The sequence below is a fragment of the Lactobacillus sp. ESL0225 genome (genome assembly GCF_003692905.1).
Taxonomy (GTDB): domain Bacteria; phylum Bacillota; class Bacilli; order Lactobacillales; family Lactobacillaceae; genus Lactobacillus; species Lactobacillus bombicola.
The window spans coordinates 47,387-70,808 of record NZ_REHK01000005.1; the positions used below are offsets into that span (position 1 = coordinate 47,387).

The 23,422-nt window shown below is 34.5% G+C and carries 26 protein-coding genes; 19 read left to right on the forward strand and 7 right to left on the reverse strand.

The annotated features are described in order from the left end of the window. Window positions 1-20: 20 nt before the first annotated feature. The 9 genes from F5ESL0225_RS01430 to trxA all read left to right on the forward strand — a co-directional run bounded on the left by F5ESL0225_RS01430 (window position 21) and on the right by trxA (window position 9,547). Entirely contained in the window at window positions 21-1,499 is a 1,479-nt protein-coding gene (locus F5ESL0225_RS01430) for a nicotinate phosphoribosyltransferase (RefSeq protein ID WP_122047723.1), read from the forward strand. After that, on the forward strand, window positions 1,496-2,326 hold the full coding sequence (gene nadE / locus F5ESL0225_RS01435; protein WP_122021318.1) for an ammonia-dependent NAD(+) synthetase: 831 nt from the start codon (window positions 1,496-1,498) through the stop codon (window positions 2,324-2,326). The genes F5ESL0225_RS01430 and nadE overlap by 4 nt, the downstream gene beginning before the upstream one ends. 28 nt (window positions 2,327-2,354) lie before the next feature. Continuing rightward, window positions 2,355-2,792 carry a GNAT family N-acetyltransferase gene (locus F5ESL0225_RS01440; RefSeq protein ID WP_122047724.1) on the forward strand — a complete coding sequence of 146 codons (438 nt, stop codon included), beginning with the start codon at window positions 2,355-2,357 and terminating at the stop codon, window positions 2,790-2,792. A gap of 269 nt (window positions 2,793-3,061) precedes the next feature. After that, on the forward strand, window positions 3,062-5,701 hold the full coding sequence (alaS, locus tag F5ESL0225_RS01445; RefSeq protein WP_122047725.1) for an alanine--tRNA ligase: 2,640 nt from the start codon (window positions 3,062-3,064) through the stop codon (window positions 5,699-5,701). A 52-nt stretch (window positions 5,702-5,753) separates the two neighbouring features. Further along, the gene (locus tag F5ESL0225_RS01450) at window positions 5,754-6,011 is read left to right on the forward strand and encodes an IreB family regulatory phosphoprotein (RefSeq protein ID WP_090093608.1); all 258 of its coding nucleotides are present in this window, start codon (window positions 5,754-5,756) and stop codon (window positions 6,009-6,011) included. Further along, window positions 6,011-6,439 carry a Holliday junction resolvase RuvX gene (gene ruvX, locus F5ESL0225_RS01455; protein WP_090093610.1) on the forward strand — a complete coding sequence of 143 codons (429 nt, stop codon included), beginning with the start codon at window positions 6,011-6,013 and terminating at the stop codon, window positions 6,437-6,439. The genes F5ESL0225_RS01450 and ruvX overlap by 1 nt, the downstream gene beginning before the upstream one ends. 1 nt (window position 6,440) lies before the next feature. Then, window positions 6,441-6,746 carry a DUF1292 domain-containing protein gene (locus F5ESL0225_RS01460; protein ID WP_090093612.1) on the forward strand — a complete coding sequence of 102 codons (306 nt, stop codon included), beginning with the start codon at window positions 6,441-6,443 and terminating at the stop codon, window positions 6,744-6,746. A 49-nt stretch (window positions 6,747-6,795) separates the two neighbouring features. Beyond that, window positions 6,796-9,150 carry an endonuclease MutS2 gene (locus F5ESL0225_RS01465; protein WP_122047726.1) on the forward strand — a complete coding sequence of 785 codons (2,355 nt, stop codon included), beginning with the start codon at window positions 6,796-6,798 and terminating at the stop codon, window positions 9,148-9,150. Between the two features lie 85 nt (window positions 9,151-9,235). Next, complete coding sequence (gene trxA, locus F5ESL0225_RS01470) at window positions 9,236-9,547, forward strand: thioredoxin (protein ID WP_122047727.1); 312 nt, start codon at window positions 9,236-9,238, stop codon at window positions 9,545-9,547. A gap of 79 nt (window positions 9,548-9,626) precedes the next feature. On the opposite strand, the gene mscL is transcribed toward trxA, so the two are convergent. Further along, window positions 9,627-10,001, reverse strand: coding sequence for a large-conductance mechanosensitive channel protein MscL (mscL, locus tag F5ESL0225_RS01475; RefSeq protein ID WP_118896636.1), 375 nt, complete (start codon window positions 9,999-10,001; stop codon window positions 9,627-9,629). A 67-nt stretch (window positions 10,002-10,068) separates the two neighbouring features. Next, window positions 10,069-10,476 (reverse strand): YslB family protein, encoded by a 408-nt coding sequence (locus tag F5ESL0225_RS01480; protein WP_118906964.1) that lies wholly within the window; start codon window positions 10,474-10,476, stop codon window positions 10,069-10,071. Between the two features lie 79 nt (window positions 10,477-10,555). On the opposite strand from F5ESL0225_RS01480, the gene murI reads away from it, so the two are divergent. Continuing rightward, on the forward strand, window positions 10,556-11,344 hold the full coding sequence (gene murI / locus F5ESL0225_RS01485; RefSeq protein ID WP_122047728.1) for a glutamate racemase: 789 nt from the start codon (window positions 10,556-10,558) through the stop codon (window positions 11,342-11,344). A gap of 14 nt (window positions 11,345-11,358) precedes the next feature. Next, window positions 11,359-11,973 (forward strand): XTP/dITP diphosphatase, encoded by a 615-nt coding sequence (locus tag F5ESL0225_RS01490; RefSeq protein ID WP_122047729.1) that lies wholly within the window; start codon window positions 11,359-11,361, stop codon window positions 11,971-11,973. A 42-nt stretch (window positions 11,974-12,015) separates the two neighbouring features. Here F5ESL0225_RS01490 and F5ESL0225_RS01495 read toward each other — a convergent pair whose 3' ends face one another. Next, entirely contained in the window at window positions 12,016-12,825 is an 810-nt protein-coding gene (locus F5ESL0225_RS01495; protein ID WP_090093625.1) for a mechanosensitive ion channel family protein, read from the reverse strand. A gap of 111 nt (window positions 12,826-12,936) precedes the next feature. On the opposite strand from F5ESL0225_RS01495, the gene F5ESL0225_RS01500 reads away from it, so the two are divergent. Both F5ESL0225_RS01500 and F5ESL0225_RS01505 read left to right on the forward strand, forming a co-directional pair. After that, window positions 12,937-13,362, forward strand: a complete 426-nt coding sequence (locus F5ESL0225_RS01500; RefSeq protein WP_122021325.1) for a DUF948 domain-containing protein — start codon at window positions 12,937-12,939, stop codon at window positions 13,360-13,362. Between the two features lie 27 nt (window positions 13,363-13,389). Next, window positions 13,390-13,779 carry a DUF1269 domain-containing family protein gene (locus F5ESL0225_RS01505; protein WP_122021326.1) on the forward strand — a complete coding sequence of 130 codons (390 nt, stop codon included), beginning with the start codon at window positions 13,390-13,392 and terminating at the stop codon, window positions 13,777-13,779. Between the two features lie 61 nt (window positions 13,780-13,840). Here the strand turns inward: F5ESL0225_RS01505 and F5ESL0225_RS01510 are convergent, their stop codons facing one another. Next, window positions 13,841-14,947, reverse strand: a complete 1,107-nt coding sequence (locus F5ESL0225_RS01510) for an aminopeptidase P family protein (RefSeq protein ID WP_122021327.1) — start codon at window positions 14,945-14,947, stop codon at window positions 13,841-13,843. Window positions 14,948-15,092: 145 nt separating this feature from the next. On the opposite strand from F5ESL0225_RS01510, the gene F5ESL0225_RS01515 reads away from it, so the two are divergent. Beyond that, on the forward strand, window positions 15,093-16,094 hold the full coding sequence (locus F5ESL0225_RS01515; protein ID WP_122024441.1) for a substrate-binding domain-containing protein: 1,002 nt from the start codon (window positions 15,093-15,095) through the stop codon (window positions 16,092-16,094). 216 nt (window positions 16,095-16,310) lie between these two features. Here the strand turns inward: F5ESL0225_RS01515 and F5ESL0225_RS01520 are convergent, their stop codons facing one another. Continuing rightward, window positions 16,311-17,690, reverse strand: coding sequence for a glycerophosphodiester phosphodiesterase (locus F5ESL0225_RS01520; protein ID WP_122047730.1), 1,380 nt, complete (start codon window positions 17,688-17,690; stop codon window positions 16,311-16,313). Between the two features lie 91 nt (window positions 17,691-17,781). Here F5ESL0225_RS01520 and F5ESL0225_RS01525 point away from each other — a divergent pair, with 91 nt between their 5' ends. From F5ESL0225_RS01525 to F5ESL0225_RS01545, 5 genes are read left to right on the forward strand one after another with little or no spacing between them, the layout of a single operon-like run. Continuing rightward, entirely contained in the window at window positions 17,782-18,114 is a 333-nt protein-coding gene (locus F5ESL0225_RS01525) for a hypothetical protein (protein ID WP_090093637.1), read from the forward strand. A 10-nt stretch (window positions 18,115-18,124) separates the two neighbouring features. Beyond that, window positions 18,125-19,534 carry a bifunctional UDP-sugar hydrolase/5'-nucleotidase gene (locus F5ESL0225_RS01530; protein WP_122047731.1) on the forward strand — a complete coding sequence of 470 codons (1,410 nt, stop codon included), beginning with the start codon at window positions 18,125-18,127 and terminating at the stop codon, window positions 19,532-19,534. Further along, the gene (locus F5ESL0225_RS01535) at window positions 19,500-20,009 is read left to right on the forward strand and encodes a YutD family protein (RefSeq protein WP_199688755.1); all 510 of its coding nucleotides are present in this window, start codon (window positions 19,500-19,502) and stop codon (window positions 20,007-20,009) included. The genes F5ESL0225_RS01530 and F5ESL0225_RS01535 overlap by 35 nt, the downstream gene beginning before the upstream one ends. Beyond that, on the forward strand, window positions 20,010-20,783 hold the full coding sequence (locus tag F5ESL0225_RS01540; protein ID WP_122021331.1) for a TIGR01457 family HAD-type hydrolase: 774 nt from the start codon (window positions 20,010-20,012) through the stop codon (window positions 20,781-20,783). Then, entirely contained in the window at window positions 20,780-21,388 is a 609-nt protein-coding gene (locus tag F5ESL0225_RS01545; RefSeq protein ID WP_090093643.1) for a TIGR01906 family membrane protein, read from the forward strand. Before F5ESL0225_RS01540 ends, F5ESL0225_RS01545 begins: the two co-directional genes overlap by 4 nt. Before the next feature lie 10 nt (window positions 21,389-21,398). Here the strand turns inward: F5ESL0225_RS01545 and F5ESL0225_RS01550 are convergent, their stop codons facing one another. Continuing rightward, on the reverse strand, window positions 21,399-22,049 hold the full coding sequence (locus F5ESL0225_RS01550) for a VTT domain-containing protein (RefSeq protein WP_122047732.1): 651 nt from the start codon (window positions 22,047-22,049) through the stop codon (window positions 21,399-21,401). A 9-nt stretch (window positions 22,050-22,058) separates the two neighbouring features. Next, on the reverse strand, window positions 22,059-22,997 hold the full coding sequence (locus tag F5ESL0225_RS01555) for an NAD(P)/FAD-dependent oxidoreductase (protein WP_122047733.1): 939 nt from the start codon (window positions 22,995-22,997) through the stop codon (window positions 22,059-22,061). Window positions 22,998-23,422: the final 425 nt, after the last annotated feature.

The window sequence follows — 23,422 nt, forward strand, 5'->3', positions numbered from 1 at the left end:
AGTTGGAATTAGAGGAAATAATGTTTTATCAAGAACTAGGGCAAGACGATTCTTTGACCCTGCATACAGATTTGTATGAATTAAATATGATGTATACGTATTTTAAAAAAGGAATTGCACAGCGAAAAGCCGTTTTCGAGGTTTATTATCGGCAAGAGCCTTTTGGTAACGGCTATTGTGTCTTTGCTGGTTTAGAACACGTGATTTTATACTTGCAAAATTTAAAATTTAAAGCAAGCGATTTACAATATTTAAAAGAAGAAGTTGGCTATGATGATGATTTTATTGATTATTTACGTCGCTTCGAAATGAAATTAACCTTACGTTCAATGCGTGAAGGTGAAATCGTATTTGCTAATGAACCTCTTATGCAAATTGAAGGTCCTTTAGCACAATGTCAATTAGTTGAAACGGCCATATTAAATATTATAAATTATCAAACTTTGTTAGCCACTAAAGCAGCGCGAGTTAAATTAGCTGTCCAAGGTGATGGGGTAATGGAATTTGGGACAAGACGGGCCCAAGAAACAGATGCCGCTCTCTGGGGAACACGTGCTGCATATATTGGCGGCTTCGATTCAACCAGTAACGTGCGAGCTGGTAAATTATTTGGTATTCCGATTTCTGGTACCCACGCACATTCATTGGTGGAAGCTTTTGGTAATGAATATGAAGCGTTTAAAGCTTACGCTGAAACGCATACCGATTGTGTATTCCTAGTTGATACCTATGATACTGTAAGAAGTGGAGTTCCTACGGCGATTCGTGTAGCTGATGAAATGGGTAGCAAAATTAATTTTCAAGGGGTTCGCATTGATTCAGGTGATATGGCATATATTTCTAAGCAAGTGCGACGAGAATTAGATAATGCTGGCTATAAAGATGCAAAAATATATGCTTCAAATGACCTTGATGAAAATACGATTACTAGTTTAAAGATGCAGGGGGCAAAGATTGACGTTTGGGGAATTGGTACGAAGTATATTACCGCTTATGATCAACCAGCTTTAGGAGCGGTTTATAAACTAGTATCAATTGAAGATGAAAATCAGCAAATGCGTGATACCATAAAAATTTCATCTAATGCAATTAAAGTGTCAACTCCAGGTAAAAAACAAGTATGGCGTATTTCGGCTAATACTCAGAAAAAGAATGAAGGTGACTGGGTTTGTCGTACCGGGGTTGATCCTCGCCAATTTGATTCATTATTTATGTTTCATCCAGAATATACTTATATTAATAAAGTGGTAACAGATTATACAGCTGAGCCACTTTTAAAAGAGATTTATATTGATGGCCAACTAATTTATCAACAACCACAATTAAATGAAATTAAGGCGTTCTGTGCAGCAAATTTGGATGGCTTATGGGATGAATACAAACGTAGCTTGAATCCGCAAGAATATCCCGTTGATTTGTCGCAAGAACTTTACGATAGTAAAATGAATTTAATTCAAGATATTCGCCATCAAATTGCTAAAGGAGATGCAAATAAATGAGACCCTTACAAAAAGAGATAGTTGACTATGAGCATGTTTTACCAAAGATTGAACCGGAAAGGGAAATACGGCAATCAGTTGATTTTTTAAAAGAATATCTAAAAGCTAATCCTTTTTTAAAAGCTTATGTATTAGGAATTTCTGGAGGCCAAGATTCAACTTTAACTGGTAAATTATGTCAAATAGCAATTACCGAAATGCGGCAGGAAACAGGGGATAAATCCTATCAGTTTATTGCTGTACGTCTGCCTTACGGCGTGCAGGCTGATGCTCAAGATGCAGCTGATGCGGTTGCTTTTCAAAATCCAGATCAAGATTTAATTGTTAATATTAAACCAGCCGTTGATGCAATGGTCGCTAGTTTAGTTGCTACTGGTCAAAAAATTACTGATTTTAACAAAGGCAATATTAAAGCACGTCAGCGAATGGCTATTCAATATGCTATTGCCGGGGCCAATCATGGTGCTGTAGTGGGGACAGATCATGCTGCTGAAAACTTTAGTGGTTTTTATACTAAATATGGTGACGGTGCTGCAGATATAACACCGTTATTTCGCTTAGATAAGCGGCAAGGTAAACAATTATTAAAAGAACTTGGATGTCCGAAGCATTTATATTTAAAAGCACCAACTGCTGATTTAGAGGAAAATAGACCTAGTTTACCTGATGAAATAGCTTTAGGTGTGACTTATGAGGAAATAGATGATTATTTAGAAGGACGCGAAGTTTCTACTGAAGTGGCAGAAAAAATCGAAGCATTGTGGCGTAAAAGTGAGCATAAAAGGCATTTACCAGTTACAATATTTGATAACTTTTTTAAAGAGTAGTTTGAATTGAAGGGAAGCTTTATTAATAATGATAAGAAATGCTAAAGTGTCTGATGCAGATGCTATTCAAAAATTAAATCAAGCCGAGTTAGGGTATGATTATGCTATAGAGAAAACAGCGGCTAATCTAAAGAAACTGCTGTCGGACTCTAAGCATCACTTATTATTGGTTTTTGAAGACAATGCTACTAAAAAAGTTGTTGCTTACCTGCATGCTGAACTATATGAAGAAATTTATTTTGATCCAATGTATAACATTCTAGCACTAGCGGTTAGCCACTCCTATCAACAGCAGGGCATCGGGACTAAACTGATGGGTGAGCTTGAGAAAAAGGCAATTAGTCATGGTATTAATGAAATAAGACTGAATTCTGGTGAACAGCGAATTAAGGCGCATCAGTTTTATGAAAAATTAGGGTATATTACTAATAAAAAGCAGAAGAGATTTGGTAAAAAGTTAATTTAAGTGGTTTTAATTTAGCTACTTAACATTGACAAAGATTGTGCAAGTAGTACAATTATTTTTAACTTAAGATATGTTTTTTAAATTAGCAATTCACAGAGAGGATCGAAAGCTGAGAATGATTTATTGCTACTTAAGAAATGCTCCTTATGTTTTTTATTAAGATTAAATGAAGAGGTAACAAGCACTGTTGCAATTGAGGTGGTACCGCGTTTTGAGCGTCCTTAAGTTTGGCAACAGTGTTTTTATTTTGTTATAAGGGAGAAAATTTGATGAAGAAATTGACAAGTTCAGAATTTAGGCAAATGTTCCTGGACTTTTTCAAAGAGCACGGTCACATGGTTTTGCCCAGTCAATCACTAATTCCACAAGATGATCCAACGCTACTTTGGATTAATTCAGGTGTGGCAACCATGAAAAAATACTTTGATGGTTCAGTTGTACCTAAAAATCACCGAATTACTAGTTCACAAAAATCAATTAGAACTAATGACATCGAAAATGTTGGTAAAACTGCTCGACACCAAACTTTCTTTGAAATGCTAGGTAATTTTTCAGTTGGTGATTACTTTAAAAAAGAGGCAATAAGTTGGGCTTGGGAATTTTTAACCAGTCCAAACTGGCTTGATTTAGACAAAGAAAGACTATATTGTACCGTTTATCCCAAAGATACAGAAGCATACCAAGTTTGGCTTGAAGTTGGTATGCCAGAAGATCATATTGTAAAATTAGAAGAAAATTTTTGGGATATTGGTGAAGGACCATGTGGTCCTGACTCTGAAATTTTTTATGATCGCGGTCAAGAAAATAATGATGTTTCAGAAGATGATCCAGAAAATTTCCCTGGTGGAGAAAATGCTCGTTATTTAGAAATTTGGAATATTGTTTTTTCACAATTTAATCATTTAGCCGATGGTCAATATGTTGATCAACCACATAAAAATATTGATACGGGTATGGGCCTAGAACGGGTTTTATCAATTTTGCAAGATGCACCGACAAATTTTGAAACCGACCTATTTTTACCAATCATTCACGCAACTGAAAAAATGACTCCAGGTAAAGAATATGGTAAAGTAGCAGCTGATACAACTTCATTTAAAATAATTGCTGATCATGTTAGAACCGTCAGTTTTGCTATTGCTGATGGGGCTTTGCCCTCTAACACAGGACGTGGTTATGTATTAAGACGCTTAATTCGCCGTGCTGATTTAAATGGCCAACGCCTAGGTATTAAAGGAGCTTTTCTTTATAAGTTAGTTTCAGTTGTCGGTAAGATAATGGAGAGTCATTATCCACAAGTGACTGAACAAAAAGACTTTATCGCTAAGGTCATCAAGAATGAAGAAGAACGTTTTCAATTAACACTAGAATCTGGGCTGACTTTACTTGATAATTTGATTTCCGAAGCAAAAGAAAATAACAGTAAGGTTATTAAGGGCCAAGATGCTTTTAAACTATTTGATACTTATGGTTTTCCATATGAACTAACCTTTGAAACTGCTCAAGATGCTGGCTTAGAAGTAGATAAAGCAGGTTTTGATGCCGAAATGAAAGTGCAAAAAGCTCGTGCTCGTGAAGCGCGTGGTAATTTACAATCAATGGGCGAGCAGAATGAAACTCTAATGAATTTAAAGGATAAATCTGAGTTTGAGTATGGCGTTTATGAGGAGCATCATGCCAAATTAATTGATATCATTGTTGCTAATCAATTAGTTGATCGAGCAGAAGGTGATCAGGCAACCTTAATTTTTGATAAAACTCCGTTTTATGCTGAACGTGGGGGACAAGTTGCTGACCATGGAAATATTTATGATCAAGATGGTAATCTGGTAGCTCAAGTAACAGATGTTCAGCATGCCCCTAATGATCAAAATATGCATTTCGTAGATATTATTTTACCCTTGGAAAAGGGTCAAGAGTACACTCTAAAGATTGATCGTGCACGGCGAGAAGGATTGCGTCATTCACATACAGCTACGCACCTATTGCACGCTGCTTTAAGAAGTATATTAGGTGAACATACTCATCAAGCTGGTAGCTTGGTAGAACCGGATTATTTACGCTTTGATTTTACGGCGATTGAACCAATGACTGCCCAAGAAATTAAATCTGTTGAGACCTTAGTCAATCAAAAAATTTGGTCAGCAATTGAGGTTGAAACTAAAATAACTGATCCAGATCAAGGTAAAGAAATGGGTGCCTTAGCCTTATTTGATGGCAAATATGGCGATCAGGTGCGGGTAGTTAGAATGAGTGATTTTTCAATTGAATTTTGTGGTGGTACTCACTGCGCCAATACAAATCAAATTGGAATTTTCAAGATTACTTCTGAATCAGCCATTGGTGCAGGTCATAGAAGGATTGAAGCTGTGGTCTCTAAAAAGGCTTATGAGTATTTAGCACAAAGATCGGAATTGCTTGATCAGATTCAATCTACTGTAAAATCAACCAAATCGGAAAATATTATTGACAAAATTACGAGTCTTGAGCATGATTTACACCATACGCAAAAGCAAGTGGAAGATTTAAATATGCAAATTAATCAAACTAAGGCGGAAGAAATTTTCAATGATATTAAACAAATTGGGGATTTAACTATTATTGCTCAAAAAATTGATGCCAATGGAATGAACGATTTGCGTGAGCTTGCAGATACTTGGAAAAATAATGCTAAGTCAGATATCTTGGTTTTGGCTGCCGCTAATTCTGGTAAGGCTAATATGATTATTAGCTTGAACCAAAAAGCATTAGATAAAGGGCTCAAAGCGGGTGATTTAATTAAGCAAGCTGCCCCTATCTTTGGTGGTGGCGGTGGTGGTCGCCCTAATATGGCTCAAGCAGGTGGTAAAAATCCAGCCGGTCTGGAAGATGCAATTCAAGCGGTGATTGAGGCGATTTCTCAAAATTAATTAATTGAGTTTACACTTTTTTTCAAGTAAAATTGTGTTAGGAGGAATAACTATGAGTTCGCTAGATAAGACAATGCATTTTGACTTTAATGAGAATAAAGGCAAGAATATTTATGATACCCTACAAGATGTTTATAATGCCTTGGAAGAAAAGGGTTATAATCCAATTAATCAGATTGTTGGCTACTTATTGTCTGGTGATCCAGCTTATATTCCACGGCACAATGATGCGCGTAATTTGATTTTGAAACATGAGCGTGATGAGATTATTGAAGAACTTGTAAAAAGTTATCTTGGCAAAAATAAATAATGCGTTTAATAGGTTTAGATGTGGGATCAAAGACTGTTGGGGTAGCAGTAAGTGACGCATTGGGTATTACTGCGCAAATGGTTGAAACTATTATGATTGATGAGAATCGTTATAATTTTGGTATGCGCCCATTAAAAAAAATTGTCCGTAAATATGAGGCAAATGGTTTTGTATTAGGATTACCCAAAAATATGGATGGCTCTGCAGGTGCATCAGTTGCGCGTAGTAAGGCATATGCCGAAAGACTAAAAGCAAAGTTTAACTTACCAGTTTACTTTTCTGATGAGAGATTGACCACAGCTCAATCACAAAGAGTTTTAGTTGAAGAAGCTGGGGTACATAATCGTCATAAGCAAAAAGCAATAATTGATCAGATGGCGGCAGTTTTGATTTTACAAAATTATTTAGATCTAAATCGAAAGGATTAATATGACACAAGAAGTTCACGGTGAAGACCGTCAAATTACCTTAGTTGATGATAAGGGGAATGAAGAATTATACGAAATTTTATTTACCTTTCATTCAGATGACTATGACAAGTCTTATATTTTACTTTATCCAGCTACTTCTAGCGAAAGTGATGAAGTTGAAGTATTAGCATTTAGTTACGATGCTGATGAAGCAGGAGATGTAACTAGTAGTGATTTGCATGAAATTGAGGCAGATGATGAATGGGATATGGTTCAAGGAGTGCTTAACACATTTTTGGACGATGACCGTTTAAGTGGTGAATAAATTAAAAACTGGCCTGGCCAGTTTTTTTTATTGATAGAGAATTTTAGGCATGGATAATAAGACATTAAAGACTTTAGAATTTGCTAAAATAACAGAAAAATTGCAACTACAGGCAATTACTGAACCAGCTAGAAAAAGAGCAGCTACTTTAACGCCAAGTATAGATTTTAATCAAGTTAAACTCGCTCTTCAGCAAACATTAGTGGGTGCAAATTTATTACGTATTAAAGGGCAACTACCTTTAACCGATTTTGCTGATGTAACACCAAGTACTAAGCGCTTAAGGATTAAAGCAAATTTAAATGCTCAAGAATTAGGCAATTTGCTGCTGGTACTAACATTAGCCAGTGATGTAAATGATTTTTTAGTGGAAATTGATGAAGAAGATCTAGATTTAACAGCTATTGCAAGTATTCTGGATAATTTAGAAATACCGGAGTATTTGTTTAGTGAACTTAAAAAAGCAATTGAGTTCGATGGAACTATACTTGATACTGCTTCAACCAAACTAGCTCATTTACGTTACGAACTAAAAAGTAATGACCAAGAAATCAAAAAAAAGCTGGATGGTTATCTTAAAGGTAATACGAGTAAATATTTATCTGAACAAATAGTTACTATTCGTGATGACCGCTATGTTATTCCAGTTAAGCAGGAATATCGAAATAAATTTGGTGGTGTTGTTCATGATCAAAGTTCCAGTGGGCAGACTTTATTCATAGAACCAAGTGCGGTCTTGAATTTAAATAATCATCAACAGAATATGCTTGCGCAAGCAAAGCAGGAAGAACGACGTATTTTACGTAATTTATCTGATTTAGCACGCCAAGAAGTTGATTTGATTGATCAGATTGCTGCCTCCCTGGTAGAACTGGACTTTTTGCAGGCTAAAGCGAAATTAGCTTATGAGATGAAGGCAACCGAACCAAAATTGACAACTGATCATTCATTGAGTCTTTTAAAAGCACGCCATCCACTGATTAATTCTGCAATAGTAGTCGCAAACGATATTTATTTAGGAAAAGATTTTGATACGGTTCTAATTACGGGTCCCAACACTGGGGGTAAGACAATTACCTTAAAAACTGTGGGGCTACTCCAACTGATGGCTCAGGCTGGGCTATTTATTCCGGCAGCAGAAAATAGCAAGGTAGGAATTTTTAGAGATATTTGTGTCGATGTTGGCGATGAACAATCAATCGAACAATCATTAAGTACTTTTTCGTCTCATATTAACGGAATCATTAAAATGATGAAAAAAGTTAACGATGAATCCTTAGTCTTAATTGATGAAATTGGTGCAGGAACTGATCCAGAAGAGGGCGCTAGTCTTGCTATAAGTATTTTAGATTTTTTCCGTCATAAAAAGGCTAAAATTATGGTTACTACGCATTATCCTGAATTAAAACTTTATGGCTATAACCGACCTAGAACAAGCAATGCTTCAATGGAATTTGATTTAAAGACTTTAGCGCCAACTTATCATTTACAAATTGGAATTCCTGGTCATAGTAATGCTTTTGCTATTGCACGCAGATTAGGGATGCGTGAAGATGTTGTCAAAAATGCTGAAAGCTTATTAGATGAAGATAATGCTGATATCAATCAGATGATCGAGCAATTGACTAAGCAAACTAATGCGGCTACGGTAGCGCGTAACCATCTGGAGTCTTCTCTTGATCGGTCTAAAAAATTAGAAATAAAACTTGAGCATGCTTTAGATTGGTATAATCAGCGCGTGCAAAAGCAACTTGAGTTTGCTCAAGAAAGAGCTGATGAGGTCATAGCTAAGAGCCGTAAAAAAGCTGACCATATTATTGCACAGTTAGAGCAGCAACAGGGTAATATTAAGCAAAATCAATTAATTGCTGCTAAAGGTGAATTGAACCAATTAAAACAACAAAATGATAATTTGATTCATAACCGGGTATTACAGCGAGAAAAACGACGGCACCAGGTTAAAGTAGGTGATCAAGTTAAGGTTTTATCATATGGTCAAGTTGGCACAATAGCCAAAAAATTAAGTGAGCATCAGTATGAGGTGCGACTCGGAATTATTAAAGTTAAAGTCAGTGATCAAGATATCGAAAAGACTGAATCTTCTCATAATTCTAAGGCTAAGGCAAAGGTGTATGCAGTCAGTGCGAAGCGTCGCAGTAACGCTAAAAGTGAATTAGATTTACGTGGCCAGCGTTATGAAGAAGCTATGAATAATCTTGATCTTTATCTTGATTCTGTCCTTTTAGCAGGACTCGATGTAGTTACAATTATTCATGGTATTGGTACAGGTGCAATTAGAAAGGGCGTTTGGCAATATTTACAATCAAGTAGGCATGTTAAGAGCTATAATTATGCCCCAGCAAATGAGGGGGGAAATGGTGCTACAATTGTGCATTTAAAGTAAAAACATTTCACTTGTAAAAAGTAAGCATAATGCTATAATTACATTATCAAAGAAAGATTTAATGTATTATTGGTGAGGTATGACTATGGTAGATGAACTAACAGATCAAAATTATGAAACAGAAACTAAAGATGGTGTTGTACTGGTTGATTTTTGGGCAACTTGGTGTGGACCATGCAAGATGCAGTCACCAGTAATTGAAGAACTAGCTGAAGAGCGGCAAGATGTAAAATTTACCAAAATGGATGTCGACCAAAATAAAGCGACGCCTAGTTCATTAGGTATTATGGCTATCCCGACGCTTGTTATTAAGAAAAATGGTGCGATTGTTGACAGATTAACGGGTTATACGCCTAAGGCTAAACTCAATCAAATTTTAAATCAGTATACAGATTAAGAGCTAATAAATAACCCTAAAATTATTATGATTTTAGGGTTATTATAATTGGCTTTAAAAACTTTTACTAAGTAGGATTTTAATTGCTTTTTTCTTTTAATAGATCACGAATTTGTTTGAGGTAATCTTCTGTAGATGGGCCAGCTGGTTGTTGCTGCTGTTCATCATGTTTAGTAACTTTATTAACGGCTTTAACAAGTAAAAAAACAATAAATGCAATGATTAGGAAATTAATTACTGTATTAATAAATTCACCATATCTAAATGTTGCTCCGCTAACTTTAAGAACTAAATTGGATAAGTCAATTTTACCAATAAATAGGCCAATTAATGGATTAATTAGATTGGTTACTAAGGAGTTAACAATATTAGTGAATGCTCCACCAATGATTACACCAACTGCGAGATCAATTACATTTCCTCGTTCAATAAATTTTTTAAATTCTTTTAACATTTTTGCACCTCCATTTAATAATCATATTGCAAAAAGACCAAAAAATTAAATAGATAGACTTAAAAGTTTAGCTAAACTTGGTAATTAGTTGAACTTTTTTTTGCTTTTCATCAATTTTTTGTTCACATTCAGTAGTACGATTAGTTTCATTTTGGAAAGCTTCTGCAATGATGCCAGCTTCTAATGAAAATTCATTAATTCCACTATTTAGCCGATCAACTACACTTTGTCCTGTTAATTCCATTATAATTTCTGTACGTCGTTCTTTGATTTTAGTCAAAATACCGAATCCTGTAGTTGAAAAAAAACTATTAATATCGTCAAAGGAGGCTAGATCATATTTTCTAGCAATTCTTTTACCAGCCCAATAGAGAATTTCATTATTATCGCTCCCTAAAATTGTTGGTAAAAGAAAGTCACGGTATAATTGATTGACAAAATAGATATGTTCATTTTGTTGGTTGTCGTTGTGCATAAAGAATTCATCCCTTTTATTTTCTTTTATTTTACCGTAAAATTGATGGAAGTAGAAAGAATTTAGGGAGATTTATGATATGGATAAGCGACCAATTGGGTTATTAGATTCTGGTGTTGGCGGATTAACAGTAGTTAAAAAAGTTATAAAAAAAATGCCGAATGAAAATATAATTTTTGTAGGTGATAACGCTCATATTCCATATGGTAATAAATCACAGGCCGAAATTATTTCGTTGACGTTAGCAAGTGTGAATTTTTTACTAAGTAAAAATGTTAAAGTAATAATTTTTGCATGTAATACTGCTACTGCAGTAGCCATGGATATTATTCAAAAACAAATTAGTCCTAAAATTATTGGTGTAATTCCGGCGGGGGCTAAATGTGCAATCAATGCTAGCCAAAATCAAAAAATTGCTGTTGTTGCAACGCAAATGACCACTAATCTTCATGCGTATCAAGAAGAGATTACTAAATACGCCCCAAAAATAGAGGTAACAGAAGTCGCTGCGCCGCAGTTAGTACCATTAATTGAGAATAATGCTAGCCATAGTGAATATGATAAGGCATTATCTGAAATATTATTGCCTTTACAAGCAGTTGATTTTGATACCTTAATTCTTGGTTGTACTCATTATCCAATTATTCGTTCAGAATTTGAACGTCAAGTTGGTTCACATGTACAGGTGATTGATCCTGCAGATCAAGTGGCACAATACACATATAACTTGTTAAAAAAAGAGCATTTATTGAATGCTAACTTAGCTGTAGCCCAGCATGAATTTTATACGACGGGTAAAGTGGAGAAAGTTAATGAATTGGGTCGATTAGTATTAAATGATTCTAATTTTCAGGCGCAACAAATATAAAGAGGAGAAGACAGGTGAAAATTTTATTTGCAACGACTAATCAGGGAAAGGCTAGAGAATTAAGGGCAGCTTTCCAAAAGAATGGCTTTAAGCTAGATATAATAACAAATAATGATTTATCTAATCCACCAGTTGTTGCAGAAACGGGAACAACCTTTGTCCAAAATGCAAAATTGAAAGCACATGCTTTAGCTGATTTTAGTCAAATGGTGACTATTGCTGATGACTCTGGGTTAATGGTTGATGCGCTTTATGGAGCTCCAGGTGTCCGTTCAGCTCGATATGCTGGTGAAGAACATAACGATTCTAAAAATAATGCTAAGTTATTGGCAGAATTGGGTGGAGTTCCACTTGAAAAGAGAACAGCGCATTTTAATACGACGATTATTGTATCTATGCCTAACTTTTTTGATCGAGATTTAGTTGTTAGTGGGCAGTGTACAGGACAAATTTTGCTATCTCCGCGTGGGGCTGATGGCTTTGGTTACGATTCCCTTTTTTATGTTGCTGAAAAGGGCAAGACATTTGCTGAGATGACCTTACTAGAAAAAAATAGTTTGTCACATCGAGGAAAAGCAATTAACAAATTATTAGCAATCTTTCCAACCTGGTTAGCTCAATTTGAATAAATTAAAAAAAACAGGTTTACTATAAAGTACCTGTTTTTTTGATTAACTAGCTAAGGTAATATTATTTTGGGATAATGTTGCTAAATATGCTGTTAAATAGCGATCACGCACAACTTGTTCACAGCCAGTATCAACTTGAAAGTGGATGACATATTTTATTGTTTGGGCTGTTTGCTCTGTAATACCAATAATTTGGGGCTTTTGAATAAGTGAGTCATGAGAAATAGTACCGTTGACTTTTTTAATCAGAGCATTAACTTTATTGAAGTCATTATCGGCTTTTAGTTGTAACTCAATATCAAGACCAATCCCGCCATGGGCTAGATTTTGCACAATTGATATATTTCGGTTGGGAATATAAATAATTGATCCATCAGTAGCTTGTAGTCGTGTAGTACGTAATCCCAATTGAATTACAATGCCTGTTTGATTATTAAGTTGGACTAAATCACCAACATCGAATTGGTCTTCACTAAGAATAAAAAAACCATTAACTAAGTCACTAACAAAACCTTGTGCTCCCATACCAATAGCTAATGAAAAAATTCCAGCACTAGTTAATAAAGTTCCAACAGGAATACCCAAAATTGATAAAACAGCAAACAAATAAAAGAAAATCACGGTATATTCAAAAATACTAGTAATTAAGGTTGCTACAGTTCGTGTACGTTTATTTTGTGGCTGTCTATTATGCTTTAAATAGTGACTAATTACTTTTTTACCACATTGATCAATAATATAGAAAACAATAGTTGAAATAGCTAACTGCCATAAAACTGTAAGTGCTTGTTCGCCTAATCTATCCCAATTAAACTTTAATACTCTTTGATTTATTTGAAATGACTTATTCATAATTTCTACCTTTCATATATTTATATTAACTATAGCAAATTATTACATATAGATTGAGATTAACCTATTTTCATGCTAGACTTTTTCTAGGTACAGAATTGGAGGTAGAAGATGATAATTTCCTATGGTGCACTGGCAGGTTTAATTGCGGCAGTCGCATTATTAATTTTAGTACTTTTTACAATACCAGTACTTATTCGTGTTGCAAAAGCAGCCAAGGAAGTAAATAAAACAATCCAGCTTACCAATGAATCCATTCAACAAGTAACAAAAGATGTTGATGAATTACTCGATCAAACTGGTGATTTGCTAGATAAGACCAATGTTTTAATGGCAGATGTTAATGTAAAGATGAAAACTATGGATCCGGTTGTTCAAGCAGCCGCTGATTTAGGTGTAAGTGTTTCAGATGTTAATGCTTCTTCGCGGCGGATGGCAAAAAAAGTCAGCAATTTTCATTTGAAACGTAACGGTGTAATGTCTTCGGCTTTAACTTCGGTATTTGCCAGACGTAGGCGCCGTAAAGGCAAGGACTAATAAATTAAGTAGAAGGAGTTAATTTTTATGAAAAAACTTACAAGTTTTATATTTGGTACAATTATTGGTGGTACTGCAGGCTTTTTAGCTGGTTCATTATTAGTTTCTGATAACCAGATTGATGAATTAAAGAAAAAGGTTAAAAATAATGAAGCCGTTCAAGATTTAAAGAAGAAATACGATAATGGAACAGAGGTTGTTAAGAATCAGTTGGCTTCATTTCCCAAAAATGTTGAAGATGATTCAGAGTTGAAAGATTTTGATGATATTGTCATTGATAATTCTACTGACGCAGTTGCTGCAGTGCAAGATCATGCAGAAGATTTAGTTAGTGACTTACATCATGCTGAGAATGTTAATAATATAAATAAGCCTGATGAAACATATGGTTCAAATGATTCATATGTTAGACCATAGAAGTATCTAAAAATGCACGAGAAAAAATTTTCTCGTGCATTTTTTAATTATAGCTAAATAATTAATCTTTTAATGGTAAAATTTTTAATTCTTTACTGGTATGAGTAAAGGGTTCATAGCCATTTTTAGTTACAACCCCGCAGTCTTCAATTCTGACGCCAGCAACATTTGGTATATAAATTCCGGGCTCAATAGAAAAACACATGCCCTCTTCGATAATTAAATCATTGCCTTGAACGATTGAAGGATATTCATGGACTTCCTTACCAATGCCATGGCCCAAACGATGAATGAAATATTCACCATACCCTGCTTTAGTAATAACGTCGCGGGCAACACTGTCAAGTTCAGCAGCAGTCATTCCAGGACGAACTGCGTCAATTGCTGCTTGTTGAGCTTCACGATCAATTTCATATATTTCTTTCTGTTTAGCTGTTGGTTCTCCGTAAGCTACCGTTCTGCTTGAATCAGAGGCATAACCATTATGCATTGTGCCTAAATCAAATAGAACTAATTCATTTGGCTTAACGGTATTCATTGTAGGTCCAAGATGGGGATTGGCCGCATTAGCTCCAGTTTGCACAATAGTTTCAAAGCTTTCGTGCATAACGCCTTTTTGCAACTTAAGTTGATAGTCAATTTGTCCAGCGATATAGCGTTCAGTAACGCCTGTTTTAATAGCGTCAAAGCCGATTTGAAAAGCAAAGTCAGCTTCGCGACCAGCGGCTTGTAACTCCGCAATTTCTACTGGCGTTTTATACAAACGAATTTTAGCAATAAAATTGGATAGATCGCTATCAAAATTAGCATCTGGAAATTGCTGATGTATTAATTGATAATGAGAAACAGACAAATTATTTTTCTCTAACGCCCATCTTTGATATGCTGAAGTTCGGCTTTTTACTTTGTCGGCAATGAGCGCCCAAGGATTTTCGGAGTCAAGATAGCCATAAACATCACCATCCCAAGCTGAATTTTTAGCTTCTTCGACATTTAATGCAGGAACAAATACAAAGGGTTCATGATCCTTAAAGGCTATTAAGCAAAAAATCCGCTCATGTGGTTCCATTTCATAACCAGTAAAATAAGCGATTGTTGTTGGATTAGAAATGTAGGCGATATCGTTGCCAGAACTTTGTAACCATTCTTGTAATTTATTTAAATTCATGATTATTCCTTTCAATCAATTGATTAATTAAAAGAAGTATACCATGTTCTTTATATGAAAAAATGAAAGAATAGTTGTAAACGTTTGCAATTTTTGGAAAAGCATGCTAAATTTGATACTAGTATTTTTAAAACGGGGGAAAAGGATGCGTAAACAAGATATTACAATTTATGATGTTGCTCGTGAGGCCAAGGTATCTATGGCGACCGTTTCAAGGGTTGTTAATGGCAATACCAATGTACGTAAAGATACCAAAGACCGAGTAATGGAAGTTATCAAGCGCCTGCACTATCAGCCTAATGCTGTAGCACAAGGTCTTGCTTCTAAACGAACAACTACAGTTGGTTTAATTGTACCTGACTTAACTAATTTATATTTTGCAGAACTTTCAAAAGGAATTGATGATATTGCTTTGCTTTATAAATACAATATCATTATTACGAGTATTGAAAATCAATTGATGCGAGAAGATCAGGCAATTCAAGGACTATTAAATAAACAAGTCGATGGCGTTATTTATATGGCTGATAATTTGCCTAATGAAGCTGCTGAGGCCTTTAAGCGGACTGATACACCAGTAGTTTTAGCTGGAACAAAAGATCGCCATAAAGAATTCCCTTCTGTTTCGATTGATTATCAAAAGGCAGATACTGAAGCTTTAAATCTCTTTTATAATGATGGCAGAAAAAATTTGGCGCTTGTTTTAGATAATCCTGATACATTTGTTAATGCCGAAAATAGGATTCCTGCTTATAAAAACTTTATGAAGAAGAATAATTTGGGTCCAGAGCATATTTATACCAATATTAAAGATCATTCGGATGGTTACAATTTATTTTCACAATTGCAAGATGATCATATTGATGGTGTTCTAGTTACTCGTGATGTTGCTGCAGTGGGTATTCTAAATTCTGCAATTGATGCTGGTAAAAATATTCCCAAGGATATGGAAATTGTGACAGCAAGTGCGACACAAATTGCTTCTGTTGTTCGTCCAGCTATAACCGCAGTGCGTCAACCATTATATGATATTGGTGCAGTAGCGATGCGCATGCTAACAAAACTAATGAGTAACGAAGAAGTGGCTAATATGCAAATTGAATTGCCATATGAATTATTAAAAAAGCAAAGTACATCAAATGAATAAGTAAAAAAGTCTGGGACAACTAGTTCTTTATACAAAAAAGCAGACAAAACACAGCTTTTAGTGTTTTGTCTGCTTTTTATTGGTTTAGGAAAATAATTTTTCTCAGACTCGCTTCTTTTGTTTGAGTGCAATTTACTATGACGACTTAAATTAGGAGCAATATCAATGAGACAATCCGCAAATTGATTCAGTAGATTTACAAGTTAGGAGACAATTTTAGCTTTTGCTGCCGTCTCTTTTATTTAAAGCTACTAATGTTTCTATAATAGTTTTTACAGGTGGGGATTGTAGGGGTTGATATGCTGTTAAAGCAATATTAGTGTAGCGGTTCATGCGAGGTAAATTGTGGTATTGCTGCCAACTAGCATCATCAAAAAAGCCGTAAAAGAGAATATCGCGAGCTTTAACCCAACCTAGTGTAGTCTTAAGCCACATGCTGTTTGGACTACCATTGAAATTTTTAATTTTGAATAATTGATTAGCTGGTAATATTTTTTTCGTTTTTGCTTGATTTTCAGGATAACGGTAGATGGTAACTGGAGCCTGGGATTTAGCTAAAAGTTGTTTATCTTGGTAGGGAATAACCTCTTGTGGTTTTAAATCAAGATTGACGAATTCAGCAGAAACAAAAGTTTGATTTGCAATTTGGTAATAAAGTTGATTATGAGCCCGAACACCATACATTATGTTTAAGCTCTGCCCTGGATAAATAAATTTTTTTTGTTTAATACGAACGTAGGGATTCATCATCGTTGTAGTTTTATTTTTGCCGAAATAGATTCCTTGACGGTTAATTTCGTATTTTTTAGTTCCTTCTTTGGCTAATTTGTATTTAAAACCCGTACTAGGGAAGTTAGTTACTACACCATCGATATTTTTATTAATTAGCCAATGCCATAATGATGGTGATTCATCCATTTCGGCCCAAACAAAAACTTGTTTATTTAAGCGGTGTAACCAATGAATTAGGAAGGGATGATTTAAAATTAAGTCAGATGAGATATTAACCGCATTAACTTGCGGTAAATTACTAAAATTAATTCGCTTAAGGCTGCCAACTATGAGAATAAGATAGGCATCAGGTAGTAATTTGCGCAAGCGAAACAAGCTGGCAACTGAAAAGGAATGAATCATGACACGATTTTCCATATGATATTTTTTGATAGTTGCGGCAATTTTATTTTCTAGTTCATATGAAGGATCAATTGAGTGATCGATTTTAGTTTCTAAGATGAATTTAGCCTGTGGTTGTTTACGGTAATGTTCAAAAAGTTGTGTTAAACTAAGCACATGTTCACCATTATCATATGTTAATTGGCTAAGTGTTTGCCAATTGTTTTGTGATACAATTGCATGAGTATGGGTGACACGGTATAAATCATCGTCATGCGAGATTACTAATTCTCCATCTGAAGATAGATGCAAATCAAGTTCGACATAATCAGCTCCTGAATTGAAGGCAGAGTCATCACTTTGAATTGTTTCTTCAGGGTATTTACTAGGATCTCCGCGATGACCAACAACGGTAAATCCACTGGTTATTAAAAAGACTATACTAAAAAATAAAGCTTTAAGTAAACGGCCGTTAACTTTCATGTGTACACCTCTATCAATACTACAATAGCATGGTTGCACATTTTTTGCTATATGTCACAATTTAAGTTTATGTATTATGTAGGAAAAATTTATGAATGAAGAATATGAAGAATTTGATTTAATTGAAGAGATAATCCGTAATGATGGTAGCAAGTATTTTGAAATTTCAAATATTGATCAAAATGGAATTGCTGAATTAGCGGTTGATCATGGATTAATTAAAAATGTGCGAATTTTACAGTTAAATATACCTCGTACCAAGGCTTTGGTCATCTATGAAAAGTATATTAATCAGAATTATCATTTAGAAACTTTAAATAATGAACGAGATTGGAAAAATCCGACTTGGGTAGAGTGGGAAAAACCTAAAGGCAAGATTTTGGATAGTTATAATTTGGTTTTAAAATCTAATCAAATTGGATAGAGAGTTAAAGATGGAAAAACTGCGTATTTTACATACTAATGATTTACATTCACATTTTGAGCATTTTCCTCAAATTGCTCGTTATTTACATAAAGCACAAAAAGATAGGTCTGTTGATCAAGTTTTAACATTTGATGCAGGAGATTTTATGGATCGATCAAATCCATTAACGGATGCAACTTATGGCCAAGCAAATATTAAATTAATGAATTCATTCAATTATGATGCAATTACAATTGGTAACAATGAGGGTATTTCTAATTCTCATGAAACAGTAGAGCATTTATTTGATCATGCTAACTTTCCCGTTCTACTGGCAAATTTACAAGAAGAAGATGGAACAAGGCCAAATTGGGCACTGCAAGATAAAATTATTAAAACTAATAAAGGTACGCGAATCGCTTTAATTGGGCTAACTGCAGCTTATCCTCTTTCCTATGAACCTAATCATTGGCATGTCAAGACGTTGAAAGCGGCAATGGATGAGGTATTACCGAAGATTGCTGGTCAATATGATGTTCTAATTTTGTTAACACACGTTGGGTTAAACATGGACTGCTTTTTGGCAAAAAATTATCCAGAAATTGATTTGATTATTGGCGGACATAGTCATGATTTATTGAAACATGGGTTAGAGGTTAATAACGTTTGGATTACTCAGACGGGAAAATGGGGTAATTTTGTAGGCAATATTTACGTTGAAATAGATAATGAGCATCAGATACAAAAAATTTCGCCACATGTTGAACCAACTAGTTTAATGAAAAGCGAGCCTGCTGATGAACTGACAGTTAAAGATTATTTGAAGTGTGGAAAAGAAATTTTATCTCGTGAATATATTGCTGATTTACCTAAGCAATATGATAATAGTTTAGACGCGGCAATAGAAGTATCGATGGAAGCAATTGCTAATTTTGCTCAAACAGATATAGCAATGCTTAGTTCAGGGTTGTTTCTAACACCTTTTAAAAAAGGAATTTTAACTAAATATGATTTACAACAAGCATTGCCACATTCAATGCATGTAGTACGGACAACACTTCAGGGGTGTGACTTATGGCGTTTAGTTATGGAAATTGAAAAGAACAGGCATTACTTAGATCATTTTCATTTGCAGGGAATGAGTTTTCGCGGCAAAATTTTTGGGCAGATGTATTATCGAGGAGTTAGATATGATCCAGTTGAACAATCAGTTTATGTGAATAATCAGCAAATAAATTTTAAAAAGAACTATCAAATTGCCGTATTAGACCATTATATTTTAGTACCATTCTTTCCAACTTTAGCAATTGTGGGTGAAAATCAGTTTTTATTTCCACAATTTTTACGCGAAGTAGTTGGTAATTATTTGAGTAAAAAATATCCATTAACAGGAAGTGATATTGATGATGGAAAAAGAAATGGCAGTCAAGACAACTAAGGCAAATAAAGAAAATCGTTTTGTTAAAGAACAACCCCTACGGCATCCTTTAGCAGTTGTGACCTTAAACGGTAATCATTTAAAAATTAATAAGCAATCTTATCAGATAGTTGTTAATAAGCAAGAAGCACTAAGTATAGAAGTTTTACGCCAAAAATATGATCCTTATTTAGATCAATATGATTTTTTGGTTGGGGATGTCTCAAGTGAACATTTGCGCTTAAAAGGCTTTTATAAAAATAACGTTCAAGCTACAATTGATCGCAGGGAACAAACGATTGCTGATTATTTAATGGAATATTGTAATCCTGGTGCGGGTTATTTTATTTTAAAGCTACTAAGTCCAGTGCATCATTACCGCTCTACTAATAGTAAAAAGCAATCCCAAAGCCAATATCGAAGAAGAAAGAAAGTCAAGATCAGGTCAACGTTACAGCATAATTTTATTATTAAGAAAAGAAAGAGTAGCAATTAGGTGAAAGATTATCGTTTATTTTTAATTGATCTTGATGGTACGATTTATCGGGGACAAGATACGATTGCTTCGGGAGTGCGCTTCATCAAGCGACTAGAATCATTGGGAAAGGATTATCTTTTTTTAACTAACAATACAACACGTACGCCACAGATGGTGGTTGAAAAGCTAGCAAAACATGGTATCAATACGGATATTTCGCATATATATACACCATGTATGGCAACAACTAGCTACATTTTAAGCCAAGAAAAAGAAAATAAAAAAATTGGTGTCTATCTAATTGGTCAGGTTGGGTTATGGAGTGAATTTTTTAAGCATCCAGAATTTGAATTAAATCCTAGTGATCCTACTTATGTAGTTGTAGGAATGGATACTGATTTGACCTACCACAAAGTTCAAATTGCAACCAGCGCAATCAGAAAGGGAGCAATTTTTATAGGCACAAATGCCGATTTAAATCTGCCTAGTGAAAAAGGGCTTCTACCAGGTAATGGTTCACAATGTGCTATGATTGCTGCTGCAAGTGGATGTGAACCAATATATATTGGTAAACCCGCAAAAATTATTGTAGAGCTACTTTTAAAGCAAAGAAATTGTTTAAAAGAAGATGCACTTATCATTGGTGACAATTATGAAACTGATATTAAGGCAGGATTCAATAGCCAAGTTGATCAATTACTTGTATTAACTGGGATTACAAAGAAAGTAGATATTCAAGGTAAAAGGCAACCAACACTTATTGTTAATAATTTGGATGAAATTAAATTATGATCGACAAAAATAATTTTTTTAGTATTATTTATCATTTTGTTTTTGCAATTACTAGTAGTGTTGTAGGAGCGGTTATTGCTAGTTGGCCTCTTTTAATGATTTTTGTTTTGGTACAAAAAACTTATAAGGTAGTCAATTTATCAATAGGTCAAATAATGGGAAATTATAATCAATTGTTATGGTATTTAATATGGCCGCTTAAAAAGAAGCTTAGAATGAGTAATTTACCTACCTCAATGGCGGCTGCACAGCATTTTGCTGATGTAAAAAAGTTATTTACCATAGTAATTATTGCTTTTTTGTGTTGCTTAATATTGTATTTTTGGAACAGTAAAAGTAAAAAAAGCTTTTTCAGATTAAATAAAATTTGTGCACTATTATTGTTGCTTTTACCAGTTGCTGCCCTACCTTTTGCGTTGACGAATTTTGATCAATTTTTTATCAATTTTCATCACCTATTTTTTATTGGAAGTACTACTTGGTTATTTAATCCTGAGACTGACCCAATTATCAATCTTTTGACTGAAGGCTTTTTTGCCGCTTGCTTTGCTGTAGGTGGAACTATTTATGAACTATATTTTGCCAATCAATTATTGCAACGATAAAAAGGAGCTCCTAATGGGGCTCCTTTTTTTGAGTATAATGTTTTTTGAGAGTAACAAGCAAAATTGGTAAAATTGAAATTAAGATAATCGCCAAGATTAATAAGGAAAAATTATCTTTAACAAATGGTATGTTGCCAAAAATAGCACCAATTATAGTGAAGATGCCACTCCAAATGATTCCGCCGACTATGTTATAGATAGCAAATTTTCCGTAGTGCATTTTGCTACCGCCAGAAATGAATGGAACGAATGTCCTAATAAAGGGGATAAAGCGACCTATAACAATAGTGATCGGTCCATGGCGATTGAAAAACTGTTCGGCTGCTAAGCGATTTTTTTGATTAATCAGTTTGTTGAACCAAGAATATTTTTCTCCAGCAGTCACTGATCGTGCCCCAATTTCATAATTACAAGCATCACCTAAAACTGCGGCAAGAACAACAGCCAAATAAATTAGCCAAATATTGAGGTTATATTTGGGATTAACTGCCATTGAACTGGCGGCAAAAATAAGCGAATCACCTGGTAAAAATGGGAAAATAACTAATCCAGTTTCAATAAAAATAATTCCAAAAATGATTAAGTATGTCCAGCTACCAAACTGATTTACTATTTCAATCAAATGATGGTCAATGTGTAGAATAAAATTGACAATAGTCATAAATTGCTCCTATATACTGGTTGAATGAATGGTTAAATTTTTTTTGGGAAAAAGTGAACGCATAATTGATGTAATTGCTATTTGTGCTTCGCCAAAGCCTAGACCAATTACTGGGACGCGTTCTGGGTAATATGCAGCATCTCCTACTGCATAAATGCCTGAAATATTGGTTTCCATTGCGCGTGAAACGCCAATTTGTCCCTTGGTTAAGTTGACGCCCCACTTACTTACAAAATTATTATCGCTACGAAAACCATAGGCAACAACAATTTGATTAAATTTCTTAGCAATGATATTTGTAGTACCTATTTCCTTTAATTCAATTTCAAGCTGATTATTGCTAAGAGTAACAGCTTTGGGCAGATAGGGTGTAAGAACTTCAACGTTTTGTAATTTCTTTAATTGTTGAACATTAGCTTCAAGCCCCCGAAATTCATTTCGGCGATGTATGATTTTAATCTGGGTATTAGCTACATTTGCAAGCTCAAGTGCCCAATCTAATGCGGAATCACCGCCGCCAAAAATGCCAATTGTTTGATTTTGAAATTTTTGGGGATCATTAATAAAATAGTGAATATGTTTTTCAATTTCATCATTTGTGTGTAAAGGAAATGCTTTAGGTGTAAATGAACCATTACCAGTAGCAATGATAACACTTTTAACTTCAAATTCTTTATCAATTAAAAAGCAATCTTCAATTTTTTCAATAGAATTAACACGATGGTCAAATACAAATTTTGCTTTTCTTTCAGCTGAATACATCAACTTTTCAATTAATTCAGCTCCAGTAATTTGGTTAAATACGGGAATGTCGAAAATTTTTTTAAATGGGTACAGTAATTTCGGTTGTCCTCCAGCTTCACTTAATGAATCAAATACAATAGTTTTTAACCCGTGCAAATGAGCAAAACTTGCACTAAAAAGTCCAATTGGTCCTGCTCCGATAATTGCTAAATCAAATTTTTTTATTTAAAAAACCTCCTAATAAACCTTGATATTTCAACTTTAGCATGAATTTTAAAGTTAGTCACTTGAAAAAAATCATAAAAAAGGGTTGCAAAAACCAAAAAAGGTTGCTAATATAAATAACTGTCGTCAGGGCAAAGCCAGTAAGGCAAAGGCAAGGCGGCAAAAAAGATATAAAAAACCAGTTGACAAAAGCGACTGAGTTTAGTAATATAAAAAGCGCTGTTGTTTAAAGAAGCGGCAGCGCGGGTCAGAAAAAAGTTCTTGACAGAGTCGAGAGCATCTGATAAAATGGAAAAAGCGCCGCTGACAAGCGGAGCGGGTAGTACCTTGAAAACTGAATAATGTTTTCGCAAAAGTGTGCGGGTTTAAAAAGAACCCAAAACAATGAGCGAAGTCAATTCGCA

Bases quoted from the DNA above. Each gene is read 5' to 3' on its own strand.
- F5ESL0225_RS01535 (WP_199688755.1), top strand. From the start codon at position 19,500: ATGATGGAAAAAGAAATGGCAGTCAAGACAACTAAGGCAAATAAAGAA.
- F5ESL0225_RS01530 (WP_122047731.1), top strand. From the start codon at position 18,125: ATGGAAAAACTGCGTATTTTACATACTAATGATTTACATTCACATTTT.
- F5ESL0225_RS01525 (WP_090093637.1), top strand. From the start codon at position 17,782: ATGAATGAAGAATATGAAGAATTTGATTTAATTGAAGAGATAATCCGT.
- F5ESL0225_RS01520 (WP_122047730.1), bottom strand. From the start codon at position 17,690: ATGAAAGTTAACGGCCGTTTACTTAAAGCTTTATTTTTTAGTATAGTC.
- F5ESL0225_RS01545 (WP_090093643.1), top strand. From the start codon at position 20,780: ATGATCGACAAAAATAATTTTTTTAGTATTATTTATCATTTTGTTTTT.
- F5ESL0225_RS01465 (WP_122047726.1), top strand. From the start codon at position 6,796: ATGGATAATAAGACATTAAAGACTTTAGAATTTGCTAAAATAACAGAA.
- F5ESL0225_RS01440 (WP_122047724.1), top strand. From the start codon at position 2,355: ATGATAAGAAATGCTAAAGTGTCTGATGCAGATGCTATTCAAAAATTA.
- ruvX (WP_090093610.1), top strand. From the start codon at position 6,011: ATGCGTTTAATAGGTTTAGATGTGGGATCAAAGACTGTTGGGGTAGCA.
- F5ESL0225_RS01510 (WP_122021327.1), bottom strand. From the start codon at position 14,947: ATGAATTTAAATAAATTACAAGAATGGTTACAAAGTTCTGGCAACGAT.
- F5ESL0225_RS01495 (WP_090093625.1), bottom strand. From the start codon at position 12,825: ATGAATAAGTCATTTCAAATAAATCAAAGAGTATTAAAGTTTAATTGG.
- murI (WP_122047728.1), top strand. From the start codon at position 10,556: ATGGATAAGCGACCAATTGGGTTATTAGATTCTGGTGTTGGCGGATTA.
- F5ESL0225_RS01505 (WP_122021326.1), top strand. From the start codon at position 13,390: ATGAAAAAACTTACAAGTTTTATATTTGGTACAATTATTGGTGGTACT.
- F5ESL0225_RS01430 (WP_122047723.1), top strand. From the start codon at position 21: ATGTTTTATCAAGAACTAGGGCAAGACGATTCTTTGACCCTGCATACA.
- nadE (WP_122021318.1), top strand. From the start codon at position 1,496: ATGAGACCCTTACAAAAAGAGATAGTTGACTATGAGCATGTTTTACCA.
- alaS (WP_122047725.1), top strand. From the start codon at position 3,062: ATGAAGAAATTGACAAGTTCAGAATTTAGGCAAATGTTCCTGGACTTT.
- F5ESL0225_RS01460 (WP_090093612.1), top strand. From the start codon at position 6,441: ATGACACAAGAAGTTCACGGTGAAGACCGTCAAATTACCTTAGTTGAT.
- F5ESL0225_RS01500 (WP_122021325.1), top strand. From the start codon at position 12,937: ATGATAATTTCCTATGGTGCACTGGCAGGTTTAATTGCGGCAGTCGCA.
- trxA (WP_122047727.1), top strand. From the start codon at position 9,236: ATGGTAGATGAACTAACAGATCAAAATTATGAAACAGAAACTAAAGAT.
- F5ESL0225_RS01550 (WP_122047732.1), bottom strand. From the start codon at position 22,049: ATGACTATTGTCAATTTTATTCTACACATTGACCATCATTTGATTGAA.
- F5ESL0225_RS01480 (WP_118906964.1), bottom strand. From the start codon at position 10,476: ATGCACAACGACAACCAACAAAATGAACATATCTATTTTGTCAATCAA.
- F5ESL0225_RS01450 (WP_090093608.1), top strand. From the start codon at position 5,754: ATGAGTTCGCTAGATAAGACAATGCATTTTGACTTTAATGAGAATAAA.
- mscL (WP_118896636.1), bottom strand. From the start codon at position 10,001: ATGTTAAAAGAATTTAAAAAATTTATTGAACGAGGAAATGTAATTGAT.
- F5ESL0225_RS01515 (WP_122024441.1), top strand. From the start codon at position 15,093: ATGCGTAAACAAGATATTACAATTTATGATGTTGCTCGTGAGGCCAAG.